The following is a 19,982-nucleotide window of genomic DNA, read 5'->3' as shown; positions in this document are numbered from 1 at the left end:
TTACTTTATTGCTGAATTTTCTCGGGATCGTAACCGTTGGCCTTCATCTCACTGATGATCTTCTCCCCCAGTTTCTGTCCCCACTGGCGACCCAACTGCATGGATTCCTGCACGATCTGTGGAGTCACCTCAATCACTTTGCGACCTGCTGGTGTTTTGTAGAACGCGATTATCTGGTCAAGGTCTTCCTCCGTATAATACTTCGCATATACAGGCAGGGTAAGATTAATAAGATCATCCGCGTTGATGTTTGCTTTCATTTTATCCCAGAACTCGGCAGGTACGGTCGTGAACCTCTCCTGGAAATTAGTCAGCATTTGCTGCGCTACCTGTACGCCTAATTTACCGGAGCCTACCAGTTCCAGCATTTCCCTTATTTTCTTTTCCTTGGGCGTTGGCGTTGTCTGAGAAAATGCATTGTTAATAAAGGTCAGGCATATCAGAATAGCGAGAATTTTTTTCATGTTGATGTTTTTAAATGATATGAAATAGGTGGCGGAAAGGTAGAATAAAAAAGGAAAACAATCTGGTGTATTAAAGACGTATTGCCGTATGCTATTAATTATCAAGCCAATGCATTTGCAAGTACGGATTCGCGTTCCTGTTCCTGAAAAAAAGATAGATGTCTTATTGGTCGGCATACTAATTCGACATACCTTTATATTATTAAAAGACAATATTCACGGCCGGCAGAAAACCTATCAGAATAACCAATAAAAATCCATTACAATTTGCACATATTGAGTTCCATTACAACAAGCCTGTAGCTTGCAGCTCAGGATATTTAAGCTGATGCCATTTAATCATGTCTGACTGTTGACAGCACCTGATCTTTTCACGGTGCCGTACGGATATGCAATTTATTATGACTACAAGTATTTTGCCAATGGCATCGCTCCCTCATTGAAGATTTTATCCTTCATATAATCATTAAAAATCCAATTATGCAGAGAATTAAACAATTATTTCTTGCAGGGCTCCTAATGCTTTCGGGAGCCAGTTATGCCCAGGTATCATGCTATAATGTCGTTGGATATTATCCGTCATGGGTAGCTGGTGGTAACTATTACATCAACACGCCTTCAAAAGTGGATTACAGCAAGTATACCCATATTTGCTATGCGTTTGCCATTCCAGGCACTGATGGTAACATCGGCAGCGTGGACAACGGATCCGTATTGACTGACCTCGTAAACAGAGCACACGCGGCTAACGTAAAAGTATTGCTGTCAATCGGTGGCTGGTTGAGCTCTTCACCCAACAATACACCGTTTGAAACTATTGCAAACAGTAGTACTTCTATCAACAACCTGGCAAACGCCTGCGCTAACCTGATCACCAAGTATAACCTGGATGGTATTGACCTGGATTGGGAATACCCAACCACAAAGACCAAATGGAACAATGTGGCCACTGCACTCGGAACAAAGTTCCATAGCATGGGTAAGTTATTTACAGCAGCGGTATCAGAAACTGCTGACAATAACGGTGATCACTATGACAACGTTTCCATGCTCGACCTGGTGAATATCATGTGTTATGGTGACGACGCACTGGCGAGCCGCTCTATGTCCTACTGGACTTCCCGTGGTGTAGCACAGAGCAAAAGAATGCTGGGTGTACCATTTTACAGTGGCGATAATAATTCTGCTGAGCATATCAGGAAAGCCAACCTGGCGAAATCAACTGCAGGTGGTATCATGATCTGGGATATCGCCACAGAATATGGTGACATAAATGCTATTTACAGCACACTGGGTAATGTGTGTAACGGCAGCACGCCTGTACCTCAGAACCTGGCTTCTGGCAAACAGGTAACTGTATCTTCAACAGAAGTAAATTCAACACAGAACGTGCAGGCATCCAATGCTACCGACGGTAATTATGCTACCCGCTGGTCTTCTGCCTTCACTGATGACCAATGGTTATACGTTGATCTGGGCGCAAGCTATGATATCAACAGGGTGAAGATTACATGGGAAGCTGCTTATGGCACCGCTTACGATGTAGAGGTGTCAAACAACACCAGCGACTGGACAAAAGTAAAATCTGTTACGGGTAATACCACATTGGTAAATGATCTGACAGGTTTAACTGGCAATGGCCGTTACGTAAGGATCCATGGTCTGTCAAGAGCGACAACTTACGGTTACTCTATCTTCGAACTGGAAGTATACGGTGCTGCTGCACAGGCGCCTCATGGAGGAACTGCATGGGCTATCCCAGGAAGGATCGAAGCTGAAAACTATGATGATGGTGGCGAAGGAGTGGCTTATCACGACCTGACAGCTACTAACACACAGGGTCAGTACCGTACTACAGAAGGAGTGGATATTGAGACTGCTACTGAAAATGGATATGACGTAGGCGCTATCCAGGCGGGCGAGTGGCTCGAATATACAGTGAACATCGCGCAGGCAGGTACATATACCCTGCAGGCAAGAGTAGCTGCTACCGCTGCAGGAAAAACATTCCATATGGAACTGAACGGACAAAACATCTCCGGTACTATTACCGTTCCAAACACTGGTGGCTGGCAGACATGGGCTACCGTAAGTGTGACTACACCAGCACTGACTGCAGGCCAGAAAGTACTGCGTGTTGTATTTGATTCAAACGAATTTAACTTCAACTGGATCAACTTTGCACAGCAGGCTGCATCCAACAACCTGGCGCTCAATAAAAGAGTGTGGGCTTCTTCTATTGAAACAGCAGATTTCCCTGCGGCATATGCTGTTGACGGCAACGCTACCGCAACACGCTGGTCTTCCGGTTACACTGATAACGAATGGTTAGCAGTAGACCTGGGTACCGCGCAGAGCGTATCTAAAGTGGTGCTGAAATGGGAAACCGCATTCGCGACATCTTATGCTATCGAAACATCCAACGATACGATCAACTGGACTGTACAGAAGACGGTAACAACCGGTGCTGGCGGTACAGAAGAGCAGACTTTCGCTGCGGTTAATGCCCGTTATGTAAGGGTACATGGTCTGAAGAGATCTACCACATATGGCTTCTCTATCTGGGAATTTGAAGTGTATGGAGATGCACTGGCAGCAGGAAGGCTTGCAATGGCAACTCCTGTGAAAAGCGTTGAAAATACATTCTCTGTGAATGTATCACCAAACCCTGCTACCAACACCATGAATGTACAGCTGAAAGGTGCTACGCAGGCATCTCTGCTGAAAGTGTACAACATCAGCGGTAAAGAAGTTTACCAGACCAGGGTGAATGGCAACGTTAACCAGCTGCAGGTAGATATTTCTAACTGGCCTAAAGGAATTTATATCATTTCAATAGGTAACAGCCGTAAGAAAGTGGTTGTAGAATAAGTATAACGAAGAAATCCTTTTTTAAAGAGACCGTTTGCCATCAGCGAACGGTCTCTTTGTTTTTATGATGACAAGCTGTTTTACAGGTACTTCTTCACCACATGAAATCTTCTTAAAAGGAGGCTGATCATCCAGCTGAGGGCCAGCGCATTTAAAAATACGATCAGGAATTTTCCCCAAGCGGGCGTAGCAAGATCCAGCAGGAAGAGTTGTGTCCAGAGGACGAAGATGTAGTGAATTAAGTATATCAGGTAGGCATTGTCGGCCAATGAATCAATCCAGCGTTTCGATCTATTGGCCAGGGCCCTGAAGGTGGTAAGGAAAGCAATACAGCTCAGCGTACAGGAAAGCACATAGACGGTATAGTAGATCATCCAGGCTGTAAACTCAGGTAATGCGCCTTTTATCACCAGATGCTTTAATACCTCATACTGCCCGCTTACCGTCAGGATCAGATAGACGGCCAGCGCCAGTATTATCCATATCCGCCATCTGCTAACCAGTATGGAGTCCCTGGCGAAGATACCGTTGTGAAAATCAGCATTCCCGACAATAGCGCCGGTCAAAAAATAGCCGAAGTACAACAGGATACGACTTAACTGAAAGTCAAATGGACCCCAGCCGGTCCACATACCGGCTCCGATATGATAGGCTACCGGTACATATAATATCCACGTCAGCACAGCCAGTAGGAGAAAACAAAGCACCGGGCGGTTGTCAAGGTGATTGATCAGGTTGCCTGTTCTGCTGAATATATGTTTAGCAGGCATGTATATCAGCGCAAACAGCAGATTGAAAGCAAACAGTACCCAGATGAACCAAGGCGGGCCGACAGGCCATTTTTCGACGGTAAAGAAGTCAGTGATATATGCTTTGAGATGACCATCATTATGAGCAATATAGAAAGAAGGAAAGTGAGCGATCAGGTTTGACAGTGTTCCGATGAAAATAAAGGGGATGAACAGCCGAAGGCATCTATCTCTGATAAAAGCCATCATGCCCTTTTTAGCGATGCTTTTTGTAAGGAATAATCCTCCGATAAAAAACATGAGCGACATGAAGAATATGTCGTTGAAATTCTCGAATATATCCAGCCCTATCCATCTTTTGTTATCCACGATAGGGTGGGTGGAGTTGATATACGCTTCTTTGTCGAAATGTGCGAATGTGGTATAGGCGAGTGAGGAATGATGAGCCACCACCAGTACAGTGATCGTAGCCCGCAGATAATCTACCCAAGTGTCCCGCTGAACGTTTTTTATCATTTTTAGTACGACCGTAAGATATTTATGATGATAAGTTGAATACAGACAAAATCGGTCCTATAATAAGGTCGCGACAGGCGTCTGAAAGTTGCACGAAACCGGTGTTCTGAACAGATTTTTCTTAATTTGCCGGTATTTACCAGAAAACATGTTTATGAAACACTACACCTACTGATACAACTGGATTGACGAAGAAAGGAATTGCATATGTATTATTAACTATTCATGGAACAGGACATTATCCCATGAATGAAAAGCCTTCGGCGTTCAATACGCTGCTGACGCAGGCCATCGAAAAAATAGCGGCCACCTCCCATTAGCCATAAAACACAAAAAGACTACATTACGTAGTCTTTTTGCTTACATCTGGTTGACCCTCTGCCTTAAACCTTAAGATCAACAAAACAGGCAGAAGTTTCTTCTATTAACGATTGTATCAGTGTAGTAGCTTTTGTATGCTTCAGTATGGGGGCTATCTGGCCTCCCCAGAAGTAAACCATGTCCCATTTCTGCTGTTGAACAGCAGCACTTCTCAGTGATGATATAAACGCAGATTGTAATGGAAAGGGCAGCACCCTATTTTCATTTCCGGTTTCTCTTGTGATCCTGTTGGCCAGTCCCCGGCCCAGCCTGCCGGTGAAAGCCTTTGAGAGTGTTGTATATTTCGCAGCGTCGGAGAATAACATCTGTTTGTGAATCGGGAGCGCGTTGGATTCGTCGCAGGCCAGGAATGCAGTTCCTACCTGTGCCCCGCTGGCGCCCAGCGTCAATGCTGCAGCGATACCCTTACCATTCGCAATGCCACCGGCAGCTATAACAGGTGTTTTAACTTTCTCCCTGATCAGTTGAAGTAATACAAAAGTACCGGTGAAAGAAGATGCTGCCGTACCCAGGAATGAGGGCCGGTGTCCGCCTGCTTCGAAACCGGACGCGATAATCAGGTCTACGCCGGCATTTTCAAGTGCGATAGCTTCGTCCAGTGTAGTAGCTGCACCTGCCGTAATGATGCCCTTCCTACGACATTGTTCCAGCACATCGGCTGATGGTATGCCAAACACAAAGCTGAAAACTTTCGGACGGATATCGAGGAGCACTTCCACCTGGTTTTCAAACCTGCTTTTAAAGGATGCGGGCTTCTCAGGCATAGGCACATTTGCTTCGTCAAAGTAGGGCTTGAAATGTGTTTTTACCTCCTCATATACGTCTTCTGTCACTGTGCCATTGATGGCGTCAGTATCTGACACCCACAGGTTGATATTGTAAGGTTTGTTTGTAGCCGCCTTGATCTCCCGGTTTGTTTCGATGATTTCATCCGGTGTGAGGGTATAAGCCCCATAGCCTCCCAGACCTCCCGCATTTGATACCGCCGCCACCAGTTCAGCAGATGAAAGACGGCCTCCAAAGGGACCCTGAAAGATGGGGTAGTTAATACCCAGCATCTCCGTTACTTTTGTATTGTACCACATGATTAAAAGTTATTCCTGAACGTCGCTGATCATTTTATTGACGATGAGCCATTTGCCATCTATCTTATGGAAAGATAAAAACTCGTGATAATTAAAGTCATACATTTTTACCTTCACCTCGGCTACCGCGATAGAGTTGACGGCCCTGACGGATACAATTTCCCCTTTGAATGGTTTCCCTGAATCTTTTGGGCTCTGGCGGTGTGCTACACCATCGAGATATTGCTCCAGCGTTTTGGCATAAGGCTGCCCTTTTACATCCCCGAAAAGCAAGGTGCCAGGGTGATACACCGGCTTCAACAACTCCAGGTTACCCTCATAAATGCCTTTGAAATAATAGCTTTCCAGTGTTTCGGAAATAGCTGCTATATCAGCTTTTTGCGTATCCATATGATCAGTCTTTTGAGCTTTTATGGCCAGCGGAATGCAGGCCATAAAAGCGAGTATTGACAATAATTTTTTCATATCAATTTACATGATGTCCGGCACCTGCGCCACCGTCTACATTGATGATCGTGCCGGTGATGAAGTTACTTTTTGCTACCGTATAAACCATTTCAGCAACATCTTCCACTTCGCCGATGCGGTTCAGTAAATGAAGACCGGCGGTTTTATCAGCATCATCTCCATGCATAGGCGTTCGGATCGTACCTGGTGCGATGGTATTCACCCGGATATTATCTTTACCGAATTCAGCTGCCAGCTGCAACGTCAATGAGTGAATGGCTCCTTTACTGGACATGGGTGCGGTGATCGGTACGCCACCTAATGCATGATGAACTAAGGGAGTACCTATGTTGATCACCACGCCACCGTGCTGTTTCAACATCTGAGGGATCACTGCCTGAGTGGTGAAATAGGTACCTTTCAGGTTAGTGTTCAGAAAGCGGTCCAGATAAGCTTCGTCCACTTCAAGGAATGGCCTGGTTTCAAATATACCGGCGTTGTTTACCAGTACATCCGCAGCACCGAATTTTTCAACTGCTGTGGCAACCAGCTTTTCACCGGTCTTTTTATCACTCACGTTGCCGGCAACCATAGCGAGGTTGCTGCCTCCGCCGAGCTCTTTGAATGCTGCTTCCAGCTTATCTGCTGTATTGGAATTGATGACTACATTATCTCCTCTCTGGAGGAAGTACTTTGCTATTTCTTTACCGATACCGGAAGACGCTCCGGTAACGATCACTGTTTGCGTTTTCATTGTTCTTATTTTTTATCTGCTGTGATTCCTTTTTCGCGGAGAACAGATACCTGTTCGCCTCCGAATCCCCAGTCGTCAAGGTTCACCTCCTGTATGACAACATGTGTCAGCTGGGGATCCTTATTGAGTACATCGGTGATCAGGTCTGTTACACCCTTGATCAATTGTTGTTTCTGCTCACGGGTAACTCCCTCGCGGGTGAGTTCAATCTTTACGTAAGGCATATTCGTAAATTTTTAGGGGTGAAGTGTTATATCAGGCAGCTTTTGCTGTGATAGTTACATCGAGATCAAAGTCGTTGTAGATGAGTGTATCTCCGAGGTCTTTGAAGAAGTTGCCGGAGCGGAACTTAATACCATATTTGGTACGGTCAATGACCAGTTTACCGGAGGCAGTTACTGTATCGCCATTGCTGGCGTTGATAGTGATATCAAAAGCAACGGGATGAGTGATACCTTTGATGGTAAGGTCGCCCTGAACGTGATTGGCTGATACACTGGTGATCTGCAGGGTCGCTTCAGGATATTTGTCGATAGAGAAGAAATCGTCTGAAGCCAGGTGGCCGGCGAATTGTGCATTTGTAGCAGGATCTGCGACATCCAGGATCTTTATGGAGGTGGTATCTATAACGAAGTTGCCACCAGACAATTTACCATCAGTGAAGATCAGGGTACCGTCTTTGATACCGATAGTGCCATTATGTGCGCCGGTTACTTTACGGCCGGTCCAGTCTATATTACTTTGTGCGTTTACGATCTGAAATTTTTTCGTTTCCATTTTGTGTATGTTTAATTGTTTACGTTTGATTTGACAACACAAAGAAAGAAAGGAATTTCAAGGTGGTTACGTGACGTACATCACATTCATTAATTATGTGACATACATCACATCGCAGGGAGGGTTAACGACCGTTATAAAGCCTGCTTAATGTTTCCCTGGTAATGCCCAGGTAAGCGGCTATCAGGTGTTTCGGTACCAGGTTATATAATTCGGGGTAGAGGGTCAACAACTCTTCATAACGTTTTTTGGCGTCGTTATTCATAAAAGAAAGGAGCCTTTTCTGTGAAGCTACATAACCCCTGTTTGTTCGCCAGCGAAAGAAATGTTCTACCTGGTGTATTTCAGCGCAGAGCTTTTCGCGGTCTGCACTTTTCAGACAAAGGACTTCAGCATCCGTAATGCAATCTACATTGATAGTAGCCCGGGAATGACTGTAAAGCGCATTATAGTCAGACGTCCACCATGTAGACATCGCAAATTGCAGGATGTACATCTTAATGTCGTCATTGATAAAGAATGCCTTCAAACAGCCGGAAACGACAAAATATTCGCAGTCTACCTCATCTCCCTCACTAATGATCGTCTGCCCCTTTTTGAAGGACAGGAGAGTAAAATGTGAAAAGAAGTAATCAAACTGCTCGTCAGTCAGCGTTGCGGTTTTAGAAATGTGCTGTTTTAATAATTCCTGGCCATTCATGTTTTAAAGGTAGGAAACTGTTGTGATAATTTAAATGGGGTGCTTTGTTATGGTTAAGTGAATGGTTATCAGTATATTGCTATTGGTTGGAAGGAAAGCATTCCGCAGTGTTTTTCCCTCTGGAGGCTTGATAAGTTGCCGGGGTTCCCTAAATATTGCATACCCCTGCAATTATTTGATTGTAAGGTCATTATTGAGGTTCCGTTCAAATTAGAGATGTGCCGCTTAAACTCCTATATTTTCGCTTATACCTGTATATTACCGTTCATCAATTCCGATAACCATTCTACAATCCAGTTTACCGCTCATATTGGTAGTTGTCAAGGAAATGTTAAGAGCGCCATATCTTTGAGTCATCAAATCAAAACGGAGTCAATCTCCAAAGAACATGACAAACAGTTTTTCGGGTAAGATGATAGCTCGCCTTCATTGAAGAGCTATAACCACCGGAAATTCCCACCCTGTAAAGAAAATCTACAGTACAGAATTTAACGGAGTTGCGAAGCGGCTCAGCAGGTACAAAACCTGGGTTTTATTCATTCGTACAAATTTCCAGACTACAATGTAAAACTTCCAGTCGTTGGCTATACAGGCTGCCATTGCAGGCACTCTTATACGTCATCACCAACAGCAGGCTACGTGTCAGTAATACTGGCGTCATAGCTATCTGCCCCCGTATGTCAGGCATTGTCTGCCTCCTTTTCCCCCTGATAAGGCTTTAGGAAAAAAACGCGATGAAAAGTCGTGCTGGCGGAGCTATGCCCATTACTCAGTGATTTATTCACCCTTATAAAACACAATGTTATGCCTTCACTAGGTAAAAAAATCTTATCAGCCTTCATAGAAATGGAGGATAAGACAAAAAAAGAGGAGGATGCTACAACGCACCCTGTGCAAGCATCTCCGCCGCCTCCGCGTGGTACGGAAACACGTGCTGCTACGGATACGGATCACAAATTCAGCGACTACTTCAACAAGTTGTTTGCTGATGCAAACCTTCCCGGTCCGGACTACTATGAGTTCGCAAAAATGACGGAAGCGATGCATGTCATCAAAGACGAGAGTGCCCGCTTCGTCGCTGCCTTCGCCGGTTTGCAGGCGCAGGGACTGGACAAACAAAAACTCCTGTCCTCCGCGCAGGAATACCTGAAGATACTGGATGCAGATGCTGCAGCCTTTCATAACACGGTAGACCAGGCCTTGCTTGACAAGGTGCAGAACAAGAAAAAGGAAGTGGAGCAGGTGCAGGAACACATACAAAAACTGTCGCAGGAAATACAACACCTGCAGCAACAGATTGGTGTGCTCACACAGGAAATCGCGGAGAACGAAGCAAAGATCGAAAACAGCACCAGCGGTTACGAAGCTGCCATGACAGGCAACAGGAACAAGCTGCTGCAGGACATAGAAAAAATAAAGCAACACATACTTTAAAACATACGACATGAATGAAGTAATGAATAAGGCTGTAAAAACAAACTGGTTTTCCGAGCCTAAAAATGTAGCCACCACAGTAGTGGGTATCTCGCTCTTCGTGGGGCTGGGCTATACATTTGCCACCTATGTATTACCATGGCTGGTGACAGTAACCTGGAACCTGGTCAACCTGGTGATCGGTGGTGTCGTACTCGGTTTCCTGCTGATGCTGTTCACCAACAAAAAGTTCTGGCGCGCACTGAAATACTTCTCAGAATTCATCGCGAACTACACGGTTGGTCTGGCCATAGAACTGAATCCATTTGCGATTCTGCAGGCTAAGATCGATCAGGGTTATGAGGACAGGAATACCCTGTTCAAACAAAGCGCGAAACTGAAAGGTAAGCAGAGCGAATTGCTGGACAAGCTGAAAGAAAAGGAGAAGGAATTACAGCTGAACATCCAGAAGGTAAAGATCCTGCAAAGCGAAAACAAGAACAACAGGCAGATAGACCTGTATGCTAACAACGTGATCCGCTGCAGGGAGTACATAGATAATGTAACGCCCATCGTGGGTGACCTGAACAAGCTGGTTTCCTTTGCAGATGCTGCATACGAGGAAAGTGGTATCATGCTGGAAGACGCGAAGCTTGACCTGGAAGCTAAAAAGGATCTGTATTACTCTGTCACTACCGGATTGTCGGCTGTGAGCAGTGCAATGAAAGCATTCAAGGGCGACGATGGTCTGAACCAGGATGCCGAGAAGGCGCTGGCCATACTGAAAGTACGTATCGGGGAGAAGATCGGCCATATCAAATCGGCCATCGATGTGACCTCCCGTTTTATGGACGATAAGGTACTGGAAGATAAGGCCAAGTCAGCACAGGCAATAGAGCTGATCAACAGTTTCGATGTGCATTCCGATTTCAACTATACGCAGTCTGCGCTGAACAGAAACAGCGACAGCGGAAGATTGAAAGGTGTGCAGACACCAGACAGGCACAGAGGCTTACTGGACTAACATTTATCACAAACAATTTTTAACAAGACTAAACACAGTATAAAATGGCAATCAAATTAAAACCCGCAGGAAAACTTTTCATTATAGCTGCCGTAGTAGCAGCCGGCATTATAGGCGTAAGATGGTATCAGGGCCGCCCGAAACAAGTGGGCGAGTCGCTGGAAGTAGGTAAGGTAGTATTACCTGACGCACCTGACGCCTCTTTAAGCGGTAATGCTGTAAAGGTGCCTTTACCCGGCAGTGAACCTGCAGGAAATGGTGGCACACAGATCACCTGGTTACGTATGGCCTGGAACAGCCAGTTCTCAGGGATGTATGCCAACGGTGGTGTACGTACTACCAAAGGATCCCTGTTCGACAATGCAAAACTGGACATCACCTATGTACGGCAGGATGACTGTAACAAGCAGATGGCCGACCTGGTAAAGTTTGCCCAGGAATATAAAAAGGATGCCAACACCCCAGGTGTGCTCATCACCTTCATGGGCGACGGTATGCCTGCTTTTATGACTGCATTGTCGAAAGAGCTGGACCCACTTGGACCTGAATATCAGCCCGTGATCATCCCTGTTACACACGGTAAGTCATATGGTGAAGACCAGGTAATGGGCCCGCAGCAATGGAAGGCTGATCCTAAAACCGCTATCGGTAAATGCGTGGCAGGTGTATTGCGTGACGGTGACATCAATATTCTGTTGAAATGGGCAGGGGATAATGGTCTGAAGGTAAACCCTGACGAAACCACCTACGATGCTACTGCTATCAACATTATTGCGGCCAACGACTTCCTGGATGCACCTAACAAGTACATCACCGGTTATACCGAAAGCCGTAAGGTAGTGGTGAATGGTAAAACGACCGGTAAAGACACTACTGTAGGTGTGGATGCGGTGGCCACCTGGACGCCCGGAGACGTAAACGTATCAACGAAGAAAGGTGGACTGGTAACGATCGCCAGCACCAAACAGTACGCTTCGCAGATGCCTAACCAGACTATCGCGATCAGGAAATGGGCAAACGATCACAGGACCGATATCGAGAATATGATCATTGCCCTGGCACAGGCGGGCGACCAGGTACGTTCTTTCAACGATGCCAAAGCCTTTGCGGCTAAAGTAAGCGCTGAGGTGTATAACGAACAGGACGCTAACTACTGGCTGAAATATTACAATGGTGTGGAAGAAAAGGATATCCAGGGACTGAAGGTAACATTGGGTGGATCAGCAGTATTTAACCTGCAGGACATGGCGAATACCTTCGGATTGGGTGAAGACAAGATTGACAGGTATAAGGCCGTGTACAACACTTTCGGTAGCCTGATGGTGAAAATGTATCCAGCCCTGATGCCATCATATATGCCTTATGAGAAAGCGGTAGACAAATCATTCCTGTTCTCGGTGTTGTCAAATCACCCGGAATTGCTGGAAGGTAAGGCCATTGAAACGAAGTATGCTTCGGAGATTACGTCAGAAGTGTCTTCAAAGTCCTATAGCATCGAGTTTGAGACCGGTTCCGCTGTGATCAAACCTACGTCACTGAAAATGCTGAACGAGATCTTTGAATCTGCAGTAGTAGCAGAAGGACTGAAGGTAGGTGTATACGGACATACTGACAACGTTGGTGCTGATGATATCAACGTGCCATTGTCAGAGAAGCGTGCAGCTGCTGTAAAAGATTACCTGGTGAAGAAGGGGCTTTCTGTGAACCGTGTAGAGGCAAAAGGTTTTGGTGCATCCAAACCGGTAGCTGATAACGACACAGAGGCTGGCAGACGTCAAAACAGAAGGGTGGAAATCGTCTTAGGCCAGTAACAATTAGCCCGGATAGCCGTCTGGCAAAAGGCCGGCGGCTATCTTTTTTCTCTTTTTAAAATACGATCCGCATGAAGAAATTATTTCAACCCTTCGCCATCATTAGCAAGCAGACATTCCTGATCCTGGTATTGTCGCAATTGATATTGGCCCTGACGCTGTGGCACGTAACATCTGATGGGCTGATGCCACAGCCTGGCAAAGTAGTGGCAGCCCTGGCACACTTATCTACCACCAAAACGCTGATAGATAATGTGCTGGTCAGTTTCTTACTGACGATGAAGGCCATGCTGTATTCTATTGCTATCACGTTGGTCTTTGCTTATTTGTCTGTATTGCCGTTTTTTAAAGGTATCGCACAGTTTATTGTGAAATGCCGGTACCTCACCCTGGCAGGGCTCATTTTTGTATTTACCCTGCTGACGCAAAACGGTAGCGCACTCAAACTATGGCTGCTGATATTCGGTATCGTTCCCTTCTTTGTGACTTCCTTCCTGTCGATCATCGTGCATATTCCTCAGCAGGAGTATGATCTGTGTAAGACGCTGGGGTATAACCGCTGGCGAACCCTATACGAGGTGATCGTCATCGGTAAGGCCGACAAGGTACTGGAGATACTGCAGCACAACTTTGCCATCTCATGGCTGATGATCACAATGGTAGAGGGACTTAGTATGAGTGAAGGTGGGATAGGGGCCTTACTGATCAAATACAATAAGTATAACGATTTGACCAATGTACTGGCATTACAGCTGCTGATATTCCTGCTGGGATTGTTCTTCGATTATATGCTGGCAACCATCCGTAGCTGGCTATTTCCTTACACAAGATCACAGAAAACAACATGATGACATATACTAAAGAAGAGGTACTGCTGGAGGTGGAACATGTCGACCTGAATTACGGTGAACGCTCCATCTTAAGGGATGTCAATTTTACCATCCGGAATATTGTACGCCCGGGTATGAGCCAGGGACAGGTAGTGTCTTTACTAGGCCGAAGCGGTATTGGTAAAACACAGTTATTCCGCTTGTTGGCGGGCTTACAGCAGCCATCTTCAGGAAGCATTACCATATTTGGTAACAAGGAGGTGGAAGCGGGGGATATGGGCGTTGTATTCCAGCATTATTACCTGTTTGAATGGAAGACCATTTACCAGTCATTGATGATGGCCTGCAGGCAAAACCCTGCCTTAAAGGGCAATGAAAAAGATGCTATTGCCAAATGGGCTACTGCATTTGAAGTAACAGACATTCTGCATAAATACCCACAGCAATTGTCTGGCGGTCAGCGTCAGCGTGCCAGTATTATGCAGCAACTACTAAAAGGATCGGCCTTTCTCCTGTTTGATGAACCCTTTTCAGGACTTGATATCTGCGTGTTGGATAAAGTGGTGGATATGTTATTGCAGGTATCAGTCTCTGACGAATTGAAAACCCTGGTAATCGTGTCGCACGATATTGAAACGAGTGTAGCTATTTCTGATACAGTATTTATCCTTGGAAAGGAGGAGGGGCAACCCGGCGCTACTGTCAAACAGGAAATAGACCTCGTGGAAAGAGGTCTGGCATGGCAAAAAGACGTACGGCGTGAAAAGGCCTTCGCTGATACGTTAGATGAAATAAAGGCCAGTTTATAATGTAATAACGGGTCAGCTCCTGTTATCCCTTACCTGAAATACCTGCGCAAAAAGCGCATTTGTTAACCCGCCACGAACGGCCGTCTCATTTGGGGCGGCCTTCTTTTTTTGTGTTATTTTATCAGAGGCGTTTTCGCAGCATACTTAAAAAAACGGGTGTGATACCCAGATAAGAAGCGATATGTTTTTGTGCGATTCTTTGTTCGAGACCAGGATAACGTTTTTGAAACTGAAAGTATCGCTCCTCTGCGGATTGGGAAATGAGGGCGGTCATCCGGCGTTGGTACAATACCAATCCATTCGCAAAGAAAATACGGAAGAAGCGTTCAAATTTTGGCACTTTCTCATACAGTAATTCCACACTTTCGTTACTAAGAAAGAGCACTTCTGTATCTTCTAATGCATCTATTGTATAAAAAGCCGGTCCGCCGGTGTAAAAACTGGATAAGTCGACCGACCACCAGCCTTCCGGGGCAAAGGTGACGATATGTTGCTGGCCTTTATCATCTGTATTGTACATACGCAGGCACCCTTTTTCAACAAAGTATATGTATCTGCTGATGTCTCCGGTTTGCAGGAGAACCGTGTTTTTCTTCACCTTTTTAGATAGTAGCAGGGACTGAACGTATTCAATTTCTGAGGCATCCAGGGAAATGTGTCTTTCGAAATTTTTCAGAATTGATTCGTTCATTTTCAGCTGTTTATTAAAAAAGATACCTCCACTGGCTGTGATCTCCCGGGAGGGAATGATCACAAGGCCACTTTATTGGTGGCGATCAGCCGCCAGTCTTCCAGCGCGGCCAGCCTGTGCGGCTCGGCATCTTCAAGATACGCAATGCTATCTACAATATCGCGGAATGTGGAGAAATCAGGATATTCAACCAGCGCAACATCATCCCACTGTTCTGTATCCGGTGCCACAAGGTTTATACCTACACTACCGAGGAATAATAACCTGACGCCGCGCTCGTCGGCTAGCCGCCTGAATTCCCTGACATATCGCTGCATATAGACCTCGCGGCCGGAGCAGGGTGAGGGACCTGCAGCATTGTTATAATCTGCATATTCCTTATAGCGCAACAGATTTAACATATATACTGGTCCATCCGGTGCCAATGTACCTGTCGTCTGTAATGCTGATTTGTTGATCTCAGTTGTTTTCATGCCTTGGCTACTATTTATTGGTGAATGATGGAACGTAGGGGGCCCGCCTGCATTCTTTTATGTTTGTAGCAAAGTAACAGGATTAGAATAAGACTAAAATTAAAGTAGTTTTATAAAAGGGCCGTCTCAGGTTATCCTGACAGGTGGAATAGCCGTTTCCGTTTTAATGTGATCATTATCGAACATGCGTAGTCAGGAACCCGGATCGTTGAATATTTTGATATGGGTGATCTAACGCTTATATTTCATCACAGTTAAGTTAACCGAAAAGTATGAATAAAAGATCATTCATCATATTACTCGTCTTTATCGGATCATTCATAGAAAATGCCCGTGCCCAGTCTTCGGGTAGCATGATAGCTTTAAAACGGGTGGTTGGAAAAGGAGACTGGACGCCAAGCCTGAACCCGACAAATCTTTATGGACCTGAGAGCATCAATTTTGACGCTGCAAAGACATTCAAGGGCATACCCGCAGGTTTAACCCAGACAATGATCAAAGAGTTAGACTTTCAACCTCCGCAGGGAATGTATGAATTATACAAACGCCTGGACGGAAAGATGCCGCCAGACATGCTTGTAAAGGAGCTTAACAGACAACATACGGATACATTGTCTCTGAGTAGTCTGCCGATAAAACATACAGTACACATCCTTTCTGGCATTACCGCTGACGGCAGGCGGGTGCTTATAACAGATGCAAATAATAACCTTGATTTTAGCGATGACAAGCAGCTAACATATGACACAGCTGCATCAGGTCTGAGTGTAAAAGCGGCAGAGGCGCTTGTACCGGGACAGGATGTTGACTACCAGTTTGCATACAATGGAAAAGTATATAACAGGAAGATAAACCTTCAGATATCTCCCTATCAAACTGCATTTCGATATAGCAATCCGGCGGAGCAGCAACATTACGCGGTCGCTTTTGTGAACGAATACAGCCGAGGTATAGCGAAGCTTGGGGGAAAAGAATATAAGATTGTTTGTATGGCTGCTTACCATCCGCCGTTTTTCTATGATTCGCTCAATACAAACATTTTTATTCGCGAGCGTTCAGACAGTGCTGCCGTAACTTCTTACAACCTGGGAGATACGCTGCTTGTGCAGCATAATAAATATATTTTCGCTGCTGTTGATCCTGTTGGTCGCCAGATAGTGCTAAAACATGCAGGAAAAGGAAAATCTGTTACAGGAAGTGAAACTGGCCAGATAGCTTATCCCATTAGCCGTCCGGCAATGAACGGGCAATTGTTTGAACTCAATACGCTGCGCGGCAAATATGTATTATTTGATTTCTGGGGATCCTGGTGTAATCCCTGTATAAGCGCTATACCCGATCTGGTTGCCCTTGATCGGAAATATAAGCATATCCTTTCCATTGTCAGTATTGCTTACGACGAGAAGAAGAACCTTCCTGTACTTGATAAACTCATTAAGGAAAACGGAATGCAATGGATACATCTGTTTGAAGACAATAAAGACAAAAGCAGTTCTTCTATTGTAAACAGGTTCAAAGTAGCGGCATTTCCGACACAGATCCTGATTGATCCGGAGGGGAAGATTATTTTACGTATAGTGGGTGTAGGAAAGAGTAGGCTTATAGAAGACCAGCTGGAAACAGTTTCCAAAAATACACATGACGGTCGCTGAGCATAGCCATACTTTAACTGTAGATGATAATCATCCATGAGAGCTACTATCGCTGTTCTGAATAATATTACCTTTTAGGAGATACATACGAACAAGTTTGGAGCTCGATCCATCAACTTTGGATATCCGGAATATATTTCCATGTTCCAACTTATATTCCACTTATCACCTTAGCTTTATATCGGAATGGAAGATTAATAGAACGGACATTGCTAATAGCTTGATCGCCCTTTGATCGGTCGCGAACGATCAACCTGCGACCAACCTACGACCAACCTACGACCAACCTGCGAACAACCTCTAATTTAACCTATGATTTAACCTATGATTTAAAGCTCCGACGGTTAAGGAGCATCCTATTACTCACTTTTAAATACATTATAGCCTCAATCACGAAAGATCACTAACAAATAGTAAACTTCGTGTTGCAGAAGGCCCTATCAATACGGACGGACTTAGCCCTTCTGTATCTTTACAAAGTAATTAGAGGAGAGATAAATAGACAGTATAGTAATAGTATCTATTTGGGCGGCGTTTTGGGATAAAAGAGATCCCGAAAGATTCTCTATATATCGTTTTGCTTGCAGTCCTGGAAAAGCGAATGCCATCCCGTATTCTTAGGATGGCATTCGCTTTTTATTTCTAGTAAAATGATTTATTCTGTCACGCTCTGCGTACCCACTTGCATCGCCTGTGCTCCCATTACATCGGCTTCGTGCTCCAGTCCCGGATCATCATTCACAGGAGTACCTGTTTTCATCTGCGTCGTGGCCTCTACACGTCCCTGTTTCTGTTGGGCTACATGCCATGCCTCATGAGGTAAATGTTTTTCCTGTCCGGGGGCTATGTGAATATCGGTTCCCTGGGCATATGCCAGCGCATTCAATTGTGCCGGCTGGGAGGAGTTGTAATGTACCTTCACGTCGTTCATGCTCATGCCGGAAAGCTGCTCTACACCTGATTTTAACTGATCAGGCATGCCAGTATTATTCTGTTTCAGCTGTGCAGTGAATTTCCCCATTACCGGTGGTTCTTCTTCTGGCAAAGTCGCTTTCTGCAGCACAAACTGTGCGGGCATTTCTTCTTCCAAATCTCCCTGTAGCTGCGTTACAAAACGGCCCTGCAATAATTCATCTTCCTGGGCTTGAACAGGAGCGTCACTACTTTTCTTTTGAAAAGGTTTTACGGCTTTGAACTGTAGGCCTTTTGAAGAGGTGTTTTCTGCAGCAGAACGACGGGTAGCTTGTTCTCTCTGGAGGGTATGATAAGATTGGGACATAAGCAATAGAGAATTACAGCTGAAATTTAAGAAATATCCTGATTTATTTTAGCGTTAATTTGGATAAGATTTTAATTGGTTGATATTCAGTAAATAAGGGGCTGATAAGGATTGTTGCAGCGCCAATTGCCGGCCGGAATGTAAGTTCGTGTCACCTGTTGCTTTTATCCAGACAAAAGCTGGTTATCGCAGGAGGCTGCACACCTCTCTTGCTAATTCTTTTAACCAATTGGGATATCTGGACTTTATTAGTTACAGTATTTCTCATAATTGTTATATTTGATCATATTATTTTTTAAGAGTTTTATAAAATATGAAAAGTTATAGACTGCAGTTTTCCATTCTCTCCCTCATATTACTGATTGTTGTCTGTGCTTTGTCGTGTGGCGGTGCTGGTGATGCGGTAAAATCTACTGACCAATCAAACATACAAGGTGTATGGTTGGCGCAATCAGAAAGCCAAAACGGCATCAAAAAAGATGTGGCCTACCGATATGTCTTCAAAGGAAATAAACTTACCTTTACAGACGAGACGGGAAAGGAGATGAATTATTCGTTTAAGTTGGACACCATTAGCAACCTGAAGTTGATTATTATTCAACCAGTGGATATGGTTACCGATACGACGTCTGTCAGCGTTGCTTATGAGTTGAAAGGAGATTCGCTGAAGATTGTAGTCGCCCCTCCAAATATGCGTCCAACAGAAATATCAGACAAAAACAATCAAGAGTTGATTATCTGCAAGCGAAAGGGTTTATGAAACACCTAATCATAATGCTTGTAGAAAGGGAGGATTCGTCAAATTAATATTGCCAATAACAACTAAGCTTCGTCAGGTGCGAAGCTTAGTTGTTATTGGCAGTCTTTTGCAGGGATACTTCTAAGCTATTGCGAAGTTGTATTCTAATACTTTGCAAGGAGCCACTAGATGCTCTACAAGATAAAGTCATAGACATTATTAGCTTTATTGATAGTCAAGGATTTACCAGTGTGCTAGGTAACGCGGAAAGTGCTATACTTTCTCATTACTCCTACTCAAAAGGATTTAAAAGCACAATCCTTCACACTATATTTCAGAGCACAAACTACCTATTGGTGGTGATAAGAAAGTGGAGCTGCATCATTTACTATATCATTTGCCCAAATAGGTTCCATAAAGATCTTGTCTAGCTGAACAGGAGTCGCAAAGTATCTATCCATCAGAAATTTTGAGTTTATTGTTAAGCAGCCAAAATGAGCTATACATTTTGATAACA

Annotated in this window: 20 protein-coding genes; 9 read left to right on the top strand and 11 right to left on the bottom strand. The window is 44.7% G+C overall.

Annotation, left to right across the window (positions count from 1 at the left end):
* Nucleotides 1-5 precede the first annotated feature (5 nt).
* Nucleotides 6-464: a DUF2059 domain-containing protein gene (locus tag CLV42_RS07540; RefSeq protein WP_170117425.1), complete on the bottom strand. Its 459-nt coding sequence runs from the start codon at nucleotides 462-464 to the stop codon at nucleotides 6-8.
* Nucleotides 465-944: 480 nt separating this feature from the next.
* On the opposite strand from CLV42_RS07540, the gene CLV42_RS07535 reads away from it, so the two are divergent.
* Nucleotides 945-3,335 (top strand): discoidin domain-containing protein, encoded by a 2,391-nt coding sequence (locus CLV42_RS07535; protein WP_106601276.1) that lies wholly within the window; start codon nucleotides 945-947, stop codon nucleotides 3,333-3,335.
* A gap of 80 nt (nucleotides 3,336-3,415) precedes the next feature.
* Here CLV42_RS07535 and CLV42_RS07530 read toward each other — a convergent pair whose 3' ends face one another.
* Entirely contained in the window at nucleotides 3,416-4,600 is a 1,185-nt protein-coding gene (locus CLV42_RS07530; RefSeq protein ID WP_106601275.1) for an acyltransferase, read from the bottom strand.
* 185 nt (nucleotides 4,601-4,785) lie between these two features.
* Here CLV42_RS07530 and CLV42_RS33670 point away from each other — a divergent pair, with 185 nt between their 5' ends.
* Complete coding sequence (locus CLV42_RS33670) at nucleotides 4,786-4,920, top strand: alpha/beta hydrolase (RefSeq protein ID WP_146154332.1); 135 nt, start codon at nucleotides 4,786-4,788, stop codon at nucleotides 4,918-4,920.
* 63 nt (nucleotides 4,921-4,983) lie between these two features.
* Here CLV42_RS33670 and CLV42_RS07525 read toward each other — a convergent pair whose 3' ends face one another.
* The 6 genes from CLV42_RS07525 to CLV42_RS07500 form a co-directional block, all read right to left on the bottom strand.
* Entirely contained in the window at nucleotides 4,984-6,066 is a 1,083-nt protein-coding gene (locus tag CLV42_RS07525; protein WP_106601274.1) for an NAD(P)H-dependent flavin oxidoreductase, read from the bottom strand.
* Between the two features lie 9 nt (nucleotides 6,067-6,075).
* A complete protein-coding gene (locus CLV42_RS07520) occupies nucleotides 6,076-6,531 on the bottom strand; it encodes a nuclear transport factor 2 family protein (protein WP_106601273.1) in 456 nt (151 codons plus the stop codon).
* A gap of 1 nt (nucleotide 6,532) precedes the next feature.
* Nucleotides 6,533-7,267: an SDR family NAD(P)-dependent oxidoreductase gene (locus tag CLV42_RS07515; RefSeq protein WP_106601272.1), complete on the bottom strand. Its 735-nt coding sequence runs from the start codon at nucleotides 7,265-7,267 to the stop codon at nucleotides 6,533-6,535.
* Nucleotides 7,268-7,272: 5 nt separating this feature from the next.
* Nucleotides 7,273-7,491, bottom strand: a complete 219-nt coding sequence (locus tag CLV42_RS07510) for a tautomerase family protein (RefSeq protein ID WP_106601271.1) — start codon at nucleotides 7,489-7,491, stop codon at nucleotides 7,273-7,275.
* A gap of 31 nt (nucleotides 7,492-7,522) precedes the next feature.
* Nucleotides 7,523-8,044, bottom strand: a complete 522-nt coding sequence (locus CLV42_RS07505) for a YceI family protein (protein ID WP_106601270.1) — start codon at nucleotides 8,042-8,044, stop codon at nucleotides 7,523-7,525.
* A gap of 124 nt (nucleotides 8,045-8,168) precedes the next feature.
* Nucleotides 8,169-8,744 carry a Crp/Fnr family transcriptional regulator gene (locus CLV42_RS07500; RefSeq protein WP_106601269.1) on the bottom strand — a complete coding sequence of 192 codons (576 nt, stop codon included), beginning with the start codon at nucleotides 8,742-8,744 and terminating at the stop codon, nucleotides 8,169-8,171.
* Nucleotides 8,745-9,548: 804 nt separating this feature from the next.
* Between CLV42_RS07500 and CLV42_RS07490 the strand changes: the two genes are divergently transcribed.
* The 5 genes from CLV42_RS07490 to CLV42_RS07470 all read left to right on the top strand — a co-directional run bounded on the left by CLV42_RS07490 (nucleotide 9,549) and on the right by CLV42_RS07470 (nucleotide 14,631).
* Complete coding sequence (locus tag CLV42_RS07490; RefSeq protein WP_106601267.1) at nucleotides 9,549-10,178, top strand: hypothetical protein; 630 nt, start codon at nucleotides 9,549-9,551, stop codon at nucleotides 10,176-10,178.
* 10 nt (nucleotides 10,179-10,188) lie between these two features.
* Nucleotides 10,189-11,181, top strand: coding sequence for a hypothetical protein (locus CLV42_RS07485; RefSeq protein ID WP_106601266.1), 993 nt, complete (start codon nucleotides 10,189-10,191; stop codon nucleotides 11,179-11,181).
* 44 nt (nucleotides 11,182-11,225) lie between these two features.
* Nucleotides 11,226-12,992 (top strand): OmpA family protein, encoded by a 1,767-nt coding sequence (locus CLV42_RS34140; protein WP_106601265.1) that lies wholly within the window; start codon nucleotides 11,226-11,228, stop codon nucleotides 12,990-12,992.
* A 71-nt stretch (nucleotides 12,993-13,063) separates the two neighbouring features.
* Complete coding sequence (locus CLV42_RS07475) at nucleotides 13,064-13,840, top strand: ABC transporter permease (protein WP_106601264.1); 777 nt, start codon at nucleotides 13,064-13,066, stop codon at nucleotides 13,838-13,840.
* Nucleotides 13,837-14,631, top strand: coding sequence for an ATP-binding cassette domain-containing protein (locus CLV42_RS07470; protein WP_106601263.1), 795 nt, complete (start codon nucleotides 13,837-13,839; stop codon nucleotides 14,629-14,631). The genes CLV42_RS07475 and CLV42_RS07470 overlap by 4 nt, the downstream gene beginning before the upstream one ends.
* A 121-nt stretch (nucleotides 14,632-14,752) precedes the next feature.
* Here CLV42_RS07470 and CLV42_RS07465 read toward each other — a convergent pair whose 3' ends face one another.
* Both CLV42_RS07465 and CLV42_RS07460 read right to left on the bottom strand, forming a co-directional pair.
* A complete protein-coding gene (locus tag CLV42_RS07465; RefSeq protein ID WP_106601366.1) occupies nucleotides 14,753-15,322 on the bottom strand; it encodes a Crp/Fnr family transcriptional regulator in 570 nt (189 codons plus the stop codon).
* A 59-nt stretch (nucleotides 15,323-15,381) separates the two neighbouring features.
* Nucleotides 15,382-15,795: a hypothetical protein gene (locus tag CLV42_RS07460; RefSeq protein ID WP_106601262.1), complete on the bottom strand. Its 414-nt coding sequence runs from the start codon at nucleotides 15,793-15,795 to the stop codon at nucleotides 15,382-15,384.
* Between the two features lie 272 nt (nucleotides 15,796-16,067).
* Here CLV42_RS07460 and CLV42_RS07455 point away from each other — a divergent pair, with 272 nt between their 5' ends.
* Entirely contained in the window at nucleotides 16,068-17,447 is a 1,380-nt protein-coding gene (locus CLV42_RS07455) for a TlpA family protein disulfide reductase (RefSeq protein WP_106601261.1), read from the top strand.
* A gap of 655 nt (nucleotides 17,448-18,102) precedes the next feature.
* On the opposite strand, the gene CLV42_RS07450 is transcribed toward CLV42_RS07455, so the two are convergent.
* Entirely contained in the window at nucleotides 18,103-18,726 is a 624-nt protein-coding gene (locus tag CLV42_RS07450) for an eCIS core domain-containing protein (RefSeq protein ID WP_106601260.1), read from the bottom strand.
* A gap of 313 nt (nucleotides 18,727-19,039) precedes the next feature.
* Here CLV42_RS07450 and CLV42_RS07445 point away from each other — a divergent pair, with 313 nt between their 5' ends.
* Nucleotides 19,040-19,486 (top strand): TIGR03067 domain-containing protein, encoded by a 447-nt coding sequence (locus CLV42_RS07445; protein ID WP_106601259.1) that lies wholly within the window; start codon nucleotides 19,040-19,042, stop codon nucleotides 19,484-19,486.
* The last annotated feature ends 496 nt before the right edge of the window (nucleotides 19,487-19,982 follow it).

The sequence above is a fragment of the Chitinophaga ginsengisoli genome (assembly GCF_003014595.1).
Lineage (GTDB): Bacteria > Bacteroidota > Bacteroidia > Chitinophagales > Chitinophagaceae > Chitinophaga > Chitinophaga ginsengisoli.
This window is presented reverse-complemented; position numbering and strand designations above follow the sequence as displayed.